The sequence below is a fragment of the Pseudomonas sp. B20(2017) genome, from assembly GCF_002113125.1.
In the GTDB taxonomy this organism is placed as follows: domain Bacteria; phylum Pseudomonadota; class Gammaproteobacteria; order Pseudomonadales; family Pseudomonadaceae; genus Aquipseudomonas.
In genome coordinates this window covers 184,237-195,321 of record NZ_NEJP01000014.1, presented here as the reverse complement: position 1 = coordinate 195,321, position 11,085 = coordinate 184,237, and the positions used below count along the sequence as shown (strand labels likewise).

Annotated in this window: 10 protein-coding genes and 1 riboswitch; of the genes, 8 read left to right on the top strand and 2 right to left on the bottom strand. The window is 61.7% G+C overall.

Going from position 1 to position 11,085, the window contains the following annotated elements; all coding sequences use genetic code 11:
* Positions 1 to 193 precede the first annotated feature (193 nt).
* The gene (locus CAF63_RS20965) at positions 194 to 1,876 is read left to right on the top strand and encodes an MFS transporter (RefSeq protein ID WP_085688408.1); all 1,683 of its coding nucleotides are present in this window, start codon (positions 194 to 196) and stop codon (positions 1,874 to 1,876) included.
* A 114-nt stretch (positions 1,877 to 1,990) separates the two neighbouring features.
* Complete coding sequence (locus tag CAF63_RS20960; RefSeq protein ID WP_085688406.1) at positions 1,991 to 2,959, top strand: AraC family transcriptional regulator; 969 nt, start codon at positions 1,991 to 1,993, stop codon at positions 2,957 to 2,959.
* A 26-nt stretch (positions 2,960 to 2,985) separates the two neighbouring features.
* Here CAF63_RS20960 and CAF63_RS20955 read toward each other — a convergent pair whose 3' ends face one another.
* On the bottom strand, positions 2,986 to 4,896 hold the full coding sequence (locus tag CAF63_RS20955) for a tyrosine-protein phosphatase (RefSeq protein ID WP_085688404.1): 1,911 nt from the start codon (positions 4,894 to 4,896) through the stop codon (positions 2,986 to 2,988).
* Positions 4,897 to 5,120: 224 nt separating this feature from the next.
* Here CAF63_RS20955 and CAF63_RS20950 point away from each other — a divergent pair, with 224 nt between their 5' ends.
* The 6 genes from CAF63_RS20950 (at position 5,121) to CAF63_RS20920 (ending at position 9,927) form a co-directional block, all read left to right on the top strand.
* Positions 5,121 to 5,375, top strand: coding sequence for a DUF4880 domain-containing protein (locus tag CAF63_RS20950; protein ID WP_085688402.1), 255 nt, complete (start codon positions 5,121 to 5,123; stop codon positions 5,373 to 5,375).
* 55 nt (positions 5,376 to 5,430) lie between these two features.
* On the top strand, positions 5,431 to 5,925 hold the full coding sequence (locus CAF63_RS20945; RefSeq protein WP_085688400.1) for a PaaI family thioesterase: 495 nt from the start codon (positions 5,431 to 5,433) through the stop codon (positions 5,923 to 5,925).
* A gap of 49 nt (positions 5,926 to 5,974) precedes the next feature.
* Positions 5,975 to 6,170: riboswitch (cobalamin riboswitch) on the top strand.
* 131 nt (positions 6,171 to 6,301) lie between these two features.
* Positions 6,302 to 7,315, top strand: a complete 1,014-nt coding sequence (locus tag CAF63_RS20940) for an ABC transporter substrate-binding protein (protein WP_085688398.1) — start codon at positions 6,302 to 6,304, stop codon at positions 7,313 to 7,315.
* Positions 7,312 to 8,328: an iron ABC transporter permease gene (locus CAF63_RS20935; protein ID WP_085688396.1), complete on the top strand. Its 1,017-nt coding sequence runs from the start codon at positions 7,312 to 7,314 to the stop codon at positions 8,326 to 8,328. Before CAF63_RS20940 ends, CAF63_RS20935 begins: the two co-directional genes overlap by 4 nt.
* The gene (locus CAF63_RS20930) at positions 8,325 to 9,098 is read left to right on the top strand and encodes an ABC transporter ATP-binding protein (protein WP_085688394.1); all 774 of its coding nucleotides are present in this window, start codon (positions 8,325 to 8,327) and stop codon (positions 9,096 to 9,098) included. Before CAF63_RS20935 ends, CAF63_RS20930 begins: the two co-directional genes overlap by 4 nt.
* Before the next feature lie 166 nt (positions 9,099 to 9,264).
* Complete coding sequence (locus CAF63_RS20920) at positions 9,265 to 9,927, top strand: glutathione S-transferase family protein (protein WP_085688390.1); 663 nt, start codon at positions 9,265 to 9,267, stop codon at positions 9,925 to 9,927.
* 9 nt (positions 9,928 to 9,936) lie between these two features.
* On the opposite strand, the gene CAF63_RS20915 is transcribed toward CAF63_RS20920, so the two are convergent.
* Entirely contained in the window at positions 9,937 to 11,055 is a 1,119-nt protein-coding gene (locus tag CAF63_RS20915) for an agmatine/peptidylarginine deiminase (RefSeq protein WP_085688388.1), read from the bottom strand.
* Between the last annotated feature and the right edge of the window lie 30 nt (positions 11,056 to 11,085).

Genomic DNA, 11,085 nt, shown 5'->3' with positions numbered 1-11,085 from the left:
CTCTCCATCCACCGCCCCTACTGGATATCCCCCCAATCCCAATTATGCTCAATGAAACCCCGCCCTCCCACGCGGGGCGGTGATTGTGTGCACGCTCCAAGAAACACCTGATCCGGCATCCGCCACAGGCCTCGGGTACGCAACGTTGATGAAGTGCTCCGGCCTACAAAAACAAACACGACGGAGAACACCCATGGCCGTACTCGACAGCATGTCCACCGGCAGCGCGCCGCCCACCAACCACAGCATCAGCCGCGAGGAGCGCAAGGTGATCTTTGCGTCGTCCCTCGGCACGGTGTTCGAGTGGTACGACTTTTACCTTTACGGCTCACTCGCCGCGATCATTGCCAAGCACTTCTTTGCCGGGGTGAACGAGACCACGGCGTTCATCTTCGCCCTGCTCGCCTTCGCCGCAGGCTTTGCGGTGCGGCCGTTCGGGGCGGTGGTGTTCGGGCGGTTGGGCGACATGATCGGGCGCAAGCACACGTTCCTGATCACGATTGTGATCATGGGTGTGTCGACGGCGATTGTGGGGTTCCTGCCGGGTTACGCGACCATCGGGGTCGCGGCACCGATCATTCTGATTACCCTGCGGTTGCTGCAGGGCCTGGCGCTGGGTGGGGAGTACGGCGGTGCGGCGACGTATGTGGCCGAGCATGCGCCGAAGGGCAAACGCGGGTTCTTCACCTCGTGGATTCAGACCACCGCGACGCTGGGACTGTTTCTGTCGCTGCTGGTGATTCTGGCTTGCCGCACGGCGCTGGGCACCGAGGCGTTCGAGGCCTGGGGCTGGCGGATTCCGTTCCTGCTGTCGATCCTGCTGCTGATCGTGTCGGTGTACATCCGCCTGCAACTGAGCGAGTCGCCGGTGTTCATGAAGATGAAGGCCGAAGGCAAGGCGTCGAAAGCGCCGCTGACCGAATCCTTCGCCCGTTGGGAAAACCTGAAAATCGTGATCATGGCCCTGCTCGGCGGCACCGCAGGCCAGGCGGTGGTCTGGTACACCGGGCAGTTCTATGCGCTGTTTTTCCTGCTGCAAACCCTGAAGATCGACCCTCAGACCGCCAACCTGCTGATCGCCGGTTCGCTGCTGATCGGCACGCCGTTCTTCGTGATCTTCGGCAGCCTGTCCGACCGCATCGGGCGCAAGGGCATCATCATGGCCGGGTGCATTCTGGCGGCAGTGACGTACTTCCCGATCTTCCACGCGCTGACCCAGTACGGTAACCCCGAAGTGTTCGTCGCCCAGGAAAAGAACCCGGTCAAGGTGATCGCCAACCCTGACCAGTGCTCGTTCCAGTTCGATCCGGTGGGCAAGGCCAAATTCACCAGTTCCTGCGACCTGGCGAAAACCATCCTGGCCAAACGGGCGATCCCGTATGAAAACGTGGTGGCCGAACCGGGCACGGTCGCGCAGGTGCGCATCGGCGACAAAGTCATCGAGAGTTTCGAAGGCACCACCCTGCCAGCCGCTGACTTCAAGACCCGCAACGATGCCTTTACCGCCAGCCTCGGCACGGCGTTGAAAGAAGCCGGTTACCCTGAAAAAGCCGACCCGGCCAAGACCAACTACCCGATGGTCTTGCTCCTGCTCACCGTTCTGGTGATCTACGTGACCATGGTTTACGGCCCGATTGCGGCGTGGCTGGTCGAGCTGTTCCCGGCGCGCATCCGCTACACCTCGATCTCGCTGCCGTACCACATCGGTAATGGCTGGTTCGGCGGGTTCCTGCCGACTGTGGCGTTCGCGATGGTCGCGGCCACCGGGGATATCTACTACGGCTTGTGGTACCCGATCGTGATTGCGGTGATGACGGCGATTCTCGGGATCTTCTTCATGCCGGAAACCAAGGACCGGGACATTCATCACAGTTGAAACCGCTTTACTCGATGTTGTGCCCGGCGTTCGGGCACAGCATCGAGCGCTGTCATACAGCCGTCATTCTGCCTTGATAGCCTCAGCGCCCCGACTGCCAAGGTGACTCTCCCGGTGTACTCGACCCCGACGCGCCAGTCCATCATCCTGCGATCCGACAACATGGCCAGCGACGATTTCGGCGCGCTGTTCTCGCGAATGTTCGGCAACCGTTATGGCGATACACCAGCGCCGCCCAAGGACATCATCATCGGCGGCGTTTACGGCCGATACGAAGGCGTGAGTTTCCGGCGTATGCATTACCGGGGCGATTTCACCGTTGCCTTCCCCGAGCCGTTCGACGAAATCACCTTTGTCATTCCCACCGCCGGCAAGATCATTTTCAACCATGAATTCGTGGGGCTGACTGATGTCGGGCTGGCCATCGACAAGGCGGATCTGCGTTCGATGCGCTTCGTCGACAATCACGCCCAGCACGGCATGTCGATCAGCCGCGCCGCGCTCACTGAACGGTTGTCGACGCTGCTGGGCAGGCCGATCGTGCAGAAACTGCATTTCGAGCCAAGGGTTGATCTGAGCAATTCGGCGTTTCAGGGCATTCGGGCACTGATCGATCTGGCTACCGGCGCGGAATTCGATCAGTTGCTGAACGCCGGTTCGCTGATGCCGTCGCGTCTGCGGGAAATGCTGGTGGACGCGGTGCTGGAGGCTTGGCCGCACAATTTCACTCAGGCCTTGCGCTGTCCCCAAGGAATGATTGCGCCTCGGCATGTCAGACAGGCCATCGAGTACATTCAGGCGCATCCCGAACAGTTGCTCAGCGGAGCGGATCTGGCGGTGTTGGTGAACGTCAGTCTGCGTGCCTTGCAGGAAGGTTTCCGGCGGTTTGTCGGTACTTCGATTGTGGCCTACCAGCGTCAGGTAAGGCTCGAGCGTGCCTGCGAAGCGTTGAAACGAGGCCCGTCTTCATCGGTGACCAACGTGGCCCTGCAATACGGATTCAGCAACGTCGGCCGGTTCTGCCAATACTTTCAGGATGCCTACGGCGTGAGCCCTGCAGAGATGCGAAAAGGACTGCGCTGACGCAATCCTTTTCATCTTCCGGCCACTCAGAACTGATAACTGGCCTTGAGCGCACCGCTGAAACCGTGGCTGTCGCCTCCACCAGTGGCACCGATCTCAGCACCCACGCTCAGGGCGCCGAGGCTGGCCATGACATTCACCCCCCCGCTGAACTGATCACGATTGTCGAACGCCGCGCGCTGTTCGATATCCAGCCCCAGCAGCTGCCCTTCGCTGTCGACCTGATGATCGCCCAGCACACGCTCGTAACCGACCCGAACGCCCGGCACCAGTTGCCATGCGCCCACCGCCACTGGCGCAAACGAAACGTCGAGATTGGCCACAGCGCTGCGGCGGCTTTCCTGGATGCCATCAACATCAAGGGCCAGTTCGCTGCCCTTCTCCTGGAAGCCCGACAGGTCCAGACGACTGACCCGCACGCCGAGGCTCGGTTCCACAATCACAGTGCTCATCGGCAGACGATAACCCAGCGCCAGCGTGGCGCCGCTGAGATTGCCGTGGGTGTCGCCCTTCGCTGAACCGAGGCCGCCGCCGAGATCGCGTTTGCTGTCGTAATCCACGTAACCGGCGCTGATGCTCGCGTCGGCGAACAGACCTTGCTCAAGATTGGTGAAGCCATAGCGGGCGCCAAGATTGAAGTAGGTGAAGTCGGTGTCAGCCTCACCGCCGGCACCACCCACCGAGCCTTTGCTGTAACCGATGCCGCCACGGCCGCTGAGTTGTTCGGAGAAACGTTGAGTGACGCCAACCATCAGGCCTTGGCTGTGTTCGTTGCTGCTTCGCACATGGGCCGAACCGTCAGTGCCCAGATAACCGGCAAGCACGGTGCTCCACAAACGGTACTGGCCGACTTTGAGATCGGTGCCGCTGGCGAACGGCGCCGCGGCCTGCTCGATCATCGCGTTCTGACGCAGCAGGTAACTGGCCGCATCGGCGTGTACCTGGCCGCCCACTGTGGATTCGACGCCGCCGAGGGTGCCGGCGTCGATGGCCGATTGCAGGTAGTAGTTGTAGGCGCTGTAGGTGCCCGAGAGTTTGCTGTTCTGCAATTCCTGCAACAGTTGCGCGCCGGCGGCGGCGTTGCCGATCAGCCCTGCCTGACCGGGCAGGCTGTTGTACTCGACCATTTTGCCGCGCAGCACATAGATCGTTTCCTGGGACAGACCCAGCCCCTGCTTGAGGTAGTTGTCCATGCTGCCGTATTGCGCGGTCACCTGATCCAGACCCGCTTGCAGGTAACTGGCCTCGACGCCCAGCAGCGGCGCATAGACCGCGGCCATGCTCGGCGGCATCATCGCCAGCGTCTTTGCCACGCGGGCGGCGGTGTAATCGTTGGTCGCCAGGTAGTTGCTCATGATCGTCGCGTTGTCGACCCCGGCGATGCTTTGCAGCACGGCGGCGGTCCAGCCGGTGCGGTCCTTGCCGGCGGTGCAATGGAAAAGCGCGGCGCCGTCGACGCCGGCCAGTTCGTTGAACAGCACGTTGAACTGGCTTCGCATACCGGCGTCGCTGACGAAGGCGCGGTTGGTTTCCTGCATCATCGCGACGGCATCGGCGGCGCTTTTGAACGACACCGTGGTGATGTTCGAGCCGGACGTGGTGCTGCCGATGATGTCGATGTTCTGGTAGGTCGCCCCGCTGATCATCGTGTCCGGCGTGGCCGCGATTTCGCTCGGCGTGCGCAGGTCGTACACCGCCTTGATCCCAAGGCCATTGAGAGTCGTCAGATCCACTGCCGTTGGCGTCAGGGCATTGGAGCGGTAAAACACTCCGGCGCGCATCGTGCCGTCATGGGCCGTGGAATAGACGGTGGTGGTTCCGGCGATATCCCGGAAGTTGTCGATACCCGCCAGACGCGGGGTATCGAGGACGGCGGCCTGGGCGGCAGCAATGGACAGACTCAACAGGGACAGCGAACACACAAGACGTTGAAACACAGGGCAACCTCACGGGAAACACGTTGGGCTGCCCACTATCTGCATTGAAATGTGACGGAATATGACAAATCGAAGAAGGCCGGAAATCATGGCGCGATCTGTCCGTATACGGCGTTTTTTGTCCGTCAAATGCAAACGTTGCGTTTAAATCTCCATCACGTTTTGACGTTTTTTTTGCAAGCAACAGCATAAAGTGCCCTCTCCGGCCATCGTGGAAACCGTCAATGAACGACGCAGATGAAGAAATCCTGAACCAGGCAGCGCACTGGTGCCTGCGCCTGCAGGACGACACGTGCACAGCTGAAGAACGCCAGGCGTTCCAGCAGTGGATTCAGCTCAGCCCGCGCCACGCTTTCGAATACGCGAAAATGCTGGAAATCTGGGACATCAGCGAGCAGTTGCCGAACCACTCCAAGACCCGCAAACAACTCCTGACCGATCCTCGGCAACCCGAACAGAAGGAGCAATCCTCACGTTGAACATTCGGGGTTAGAATCCGTCCGGTTCGGTTTACAGTTTAAGGATGATTCCGGCATGGCCACCCCCGACCTTTCCCTGCAAGACACTGCCGCTCCCGAGGGCGTCTGCTTCGGCTGCGGCAGCCGCAACCCTCACGGGTTGCACATCAAGAGCTTCTGGCATGAAGACGGTGTGCACGTCATGGCCGAGCATGTGCCCGAAGCCAAATACTGCGGCTGGCCGGAACTGGTCTACGGCGGGCTGATCGCCATGTTGGTGGACTGCCATTCCAACTGGACCGCAATGGCCTGGCACTACCGGGCCGAGCAACGCGAACCCGAAAGCCTGCCACGCATCAACTGCGTCACCGGCAACCTCGGCATCAAGTTCATCAAGCCGACGCCGATGGGCGTGCCGCTGACACTCAAGGCCCGGGTCGAAGGTGAGGTCGGGCGCAAAACCCGAGTGATCTGTGAGGTGTATGCCGGGGATGTGCTGACCGCTGTGGGTGACTCGGTGTTTGTCCGGGTCGATACCGAGCAATTGGCGGCCACTGCGCACGGGCGCTGAGCCCGTACACTGAAAGTCTGCGATCGGGCTCCCCCTGAGCGGCATGATCGACTACCATGCCGCCGCCGGTTTCCAAATGGGATTAATAGGGAATCCGAGACGCCTTCCCCGGCGTCAAACGGAACTGCCCCCGCAACTGTAGATGCCGAGCCTGCTCCTGGACTGCCACTGGATCGAATCCGGGAAGGCTGGAGCCTGGCGACGACGCATCAGTCAGGAGACCTGCCGGCCAGAGTATTCACTAACCGGCGGGGTGTCCGGGAAGGACATCGTTGCGTGCGCCCCTTTTGCTTGTCCGGCGTTGCACTGTGTTTTCAGCAGTGTCCGATGATGTGTTTCCGAACCCTGCCGTCACGGTTCAAACGGAGATTGCATCATGCTGCTGGCCCGCCTCACTGCTTTGATCACCGGACTCGGCCTGTGCGCCCTGGCCCAGGCAGCCCCGACCCGATACCCGCTGACGGTCGAAAACTGCGGCAGCACCCTCACCTTCCAGCACGCCCCCGCGCGTACCGTGACCATTGGCCAGGCCGGCACCGAAATGCTCTATGCGCTGGGCCTGGGCGACAAGGTCGTTGGCACCTCGCTATGGTTCAACGACGTATTGCCCCGGTACAAGGCGCAAAATGACCGGATCGAACGTCTGGCTGCCAACGAGCCGAGTTTCGAGGCCGTGATCGGCAAGCGTCCGGAGCTGGTCGCTGTCGAGCTGGAATGGATGGTCGGCCCGCAGGGCGCGGTCGGCACCCGCGAGCAGTTTCACGAGTTGAAGATCCCAACCTATCTCATGCCTTCCGATTGCGAAGCCAAGGACAACCTGGTCGGCGCCGACGGCACGCGCCTGGCACCGTTTCGCATCGACAGTCTCTACAAGAGCGTCAGCCAGTTGGCCGAAATCTTCGACGTGCAGGAGCGTGGCCGGCAACTGAACGAGGAACTCAAGGCCAGCCTCGCCCGGTCCGTCGCCACGGCGCAGAACAAGCGCCTCAAGGACACCAGTGCACTGGTCTGGTTCTCCAGTTCTTCCATCGAGACCGACCCCTTTGTCGCCGGTCACAAAGGCATTCCCGATTTCCTGCTCAGCACCCTGGGGGTGCGCAACGTCGTTCAGTCCGATGAAGAATGGCCAACGGTCGGTTGGGAAACCATCGCCAAGGCCAACCCGACATTTCTGGTGATCGCACGCATGGACCGTCGCCGCTTCCCGGCGGATGACGTGCAGAAAAAACTGGAATTCCTGCGTTCCGATCCCGTCGCGCGCAACATGGATGCGGTCAAGAACAACCGCATCATCATCCTCGACGCCATGGCCATGCAGGCCAGTCTGCGGATGTTCGACGGCCTGGAACAACTGGCCAGCGCCATCGACGGCTATGAACTGCCGAAATGACGACACGTCTGATCCACATCCTGCTGGCCTTTGCAACGCTGCTGATAGCTTTGATCGCCGGCGTGGCCATCGGCGAAACAGCCATCGAGCCAACAGTGGTGTTTCAAGTACTGGCCAACAAAATATGGGCGGCCGGTTATCCACTCGATCCCATCGATGAAGGCATCGTCTGGAACTACCGCCTGACCCGCGCTCTGGTCGCCGCCGCGTGTGGCGCGGGGCTGGCCACCTGCGGGGTGATCCTCCAGTCGTTGCTACGCAATCCGCTGGCCGATCCGTACCTGTTGGGGATTTCCGCCGGCGCGTCGACCGGTGCGGTGCTGGTGGCGTTGCTGGGTGTGGGGGCCGGTCTGGTTTCGCTGTCGATGGGCGCCTTCGTCGGGGCGGTCGCGGCGTTTGCGCTGGTGACCTTGCTGGCACGCACCAGCGGATCTTCGCGCAACACTGGCCAGATCATTCTGGCCGGGATCGCCGGCTCACAGCTGTTCAACGCCCTGACGGCGTTCCTGATCACCAAATCCGCCAGTTCCGAACAGGCTCGCGGCATCATGTTCTGGCTGCTGGGCAACCTCAGCGGCGTCCGTTGGCCCGCGGTCTGGCTGTCGGTGCCGGTGGCCCTGGCGGGTCTGGCGGTGTGCCTGTGGCATCGACGGGCGCTGGATGCCTTTACCTTTGGTGCCGATTCGGCCGCATCGCTTGGCGTCCCGGTGCGGCGGGTGCAGTTTCTGTTGATCGGGTGCGCAGCGCTGGTGACGGCGGTGATGGTGTCGATTGTCGGCTCCATCGGTTTTGTCGGTCTGGTGATTCCCCACGCCGCGCGTCTGCTGCTAGGAACCGGTCACACCCGTCTGTTACCGGCGAGTGCACTGGGCGGCGCGCTGTTTCTGATTGCCGCCGATGTGCTGTCGCGAACCCTGATCAAGGGCCAGGTGATTCCCGTGGGCGTGGTCACCGCCCTGGTAGGTGCGCCGGTTTTCGCGATGATTTTGATTGGCCGGAGGAGTGCCCGGTGAATTCCGTCTGCGTATTGAGCTGTTCAGGCCTGGGTTTCAAGGTACGTGACGCCGAGCTGCTGCGCGACATTCATCTGAACGTGCAGCGGGGCGAGACGCTGGGCGTCGTCGGGCCGAACGGTTCGGGTAAATCCACCCTGCTCAAATTGCTCGCAGGATTGCGCGTCCCGGCGGCAGGCGAGGTTCAAATCGACGGGCAGCCGCTGGAGGGAATGTCCCGTTGCACCATCGCGCAAAACCTGGCAGTGGTCGAACAGCAGGCCGACACGGATGAGGCGATCCGGGTGTTCGACGCTGTTGCTCTTGGACGCACACCGTGGCTTTCCGCCCTGCGTCCATGGTCCGCCGAGGATGACGCTATCGTCCGTCAGGCTTTGCACGACGTGGATGCCACCCACCTGAGTTCGCGTGCCTGGCGCGGCCTGTCGGGAGGCGAACGCCAGCGGGTCCACATCGCCCGCGCCCTGGCCCAGCGACCACAGATTCTGTTACTCGACGAGCCTACGAACCACCTGGATATCCAGCATCAACTGGCAATCCTGAAGGTGGTTCAGGCACTACCGGTAACGACACTGATTGCCTTGCACGATCTAAATCAGGCCCTGACCTGCGATCGCCTGGCCGTACTCGAACGAGGCTGCCTGGTGGCGCTGGGCAAACCGTTCGACGTCCTCACATCGCAACGTCTGCGAGAGACCTTCGGGGTAAAGGCGCACTACCTCACCGATCCTTATGACGGGGCACGGATCCTGCGCTTTCACCCGGCTTGAGACGGTGTTGCATGTGCGTCGAGCGCCACACCGGATCGGCCTCGATGTCGATCACCTCGAATCCCTGCCGGGCCCGGAAATCAATCGCGCCGGGCAAAAACGGGTGGGTGTGCAGGGTATCGTCGAAGTGCATAATGCGTTGCTCACTGCCTCGAGGAATCGAGCCATGCCCTTGACCCTTTACTACCATCCACTGTCCTCGTATTGCCACAAGGTGCTGATCGCCCTTTACGAGCACGGTGTCGCGTTTGAAAAGCACACGATCGACCTTTCCAGCGAGGCCGAGCGGGCTGAACTTCAGGCGATCTGGCCGTTGGTCAAATTCCCGGTAATCCGCGATCACGAGCGGGACAGAAACGTGCCGGAGTCGAGCGTGATCATCGAATACCTGGATCACTATCACGCCGGGGTTGGCCGATTGATTCCCGATGACTGGGATACCGCCCTGCAAGTGCGCTTGTGGGACCGGTTCTTCGACCATTACGTGATGACGCCGATGCAGCAGATCGTCGCCGACCGCATCCAGTCCGCCAATGCCGACCTGAACAGTCAGCGGGCGCTCCTGGCGACAGCGTACGGCATGCTCGAACAGCAACTGGCCGACAACGAATGGATCGCCAGCGCGGATTTCAGCCTGGCCGATTGCTCCGCCGCGCCGGCCCTGTTTTACGCCAGCACGCTGGTGCCGTTTGCCGCCGGGCAACCGCGCCTGAGCGCCTACTTCGAACGGCTTGTGCAGCGCCCTTCATTCAGTCGGGTGATCGAAGAAGCCAAACCGTGGTTCGACTTCTATCCCTTTGCCGAGGCCCTGCCTCAACGTTTCCGCTGAGGCTCAGCCTTACGCCGGCTGGTGACTGGTCACGCAGTGAATGCCACCACCACCGGCCGCGATAGCGTCGATGTTGATCTGCACCACGTCGCGGTTCGGATAGAGCTTCTTCAGCAGGTCAAAGGCCTTCTTGTCCGCGTCCTTGTCGCCAAACTCCGGGGCGATCACCGCGCCGTTGATCACGAAGTAGTTGATGTAACCGGCGGCGAAGTCGTCGTTGTCCTTGTTGAACTTGGTTTTGCGCGGTTTCAGCGGCGGCGACACGGTGTGGATCTGCAATTGGCGACCATCGGCATCGGTGGCTTTTTTCAGGATTTCCAGGTGCGCCAGGGTGACCTTGTTGTCGTAGGAGCGCGGGTCGGTGTCGAGGTTGGCGATCACCACGCCGGGCGTGACGAAGCGCGCGTAGAAATCGACGTGGGCGTCGGTGATGTCTTTGCCCTTGATGCCCGGTAGCCAGATGATCTTGCGCAAACCGAGGCGCGCTTTCAGTTCAGCCTCGACGTCGGCCTTGCTCCAGCCGGGGTTGCGGTTTTCGTTGACCCAGCAGCTTTCGGTCATGATCGCGGTGCCGTGGCCATCGACTTCAATGCCGCCGCCCTCGCCCACCAGTTCGCTGCGCTGGTAGGTCGCCTGCGCATCGGCCGCCACGCGCTTGGCGATCTTCGCGTCTTTCGAGTGCTGTTGCTTGTTGCCCCAGCCGCTGAAGTTGAAGTCCACCGCGCCCAGGCCATTCTTGTCATCGATGACGAAGTTGGCGCTGATGTCGCGCATCCAGATGTCGTCGAGGTTGGCGATCTGGTAGGTGATGTTGGAGGTGCCGCAAATCTCTTCGGCCAGGCTGCGTTCGCCGCTGCGGCAGTAGATGGTCAGCGGTTCGTAGCGGGCGATGGCGCGGGCGATCCGCCCCAGCGCTTCCTGGACGTCTTCGGTGAAGTCTTCCCAGATCGCGTCTTGCGCGCCGAAGGCCATGTAGGCGCGTTCGTGCTTGTCGCCCTCGTCGGGCATGAACCAGCGACCCTCGCTGGCCGCCAGTACGCGCGCCGGTGACAGGCCGAAGCCCATGACGGCAGCGCCTACGCCGGCGGCGACTGAAACCTGTTTGATGAACTCGCGACGAGTCGGCATGTGTACGTTCCTGATGTGTAAGGGGCTGCC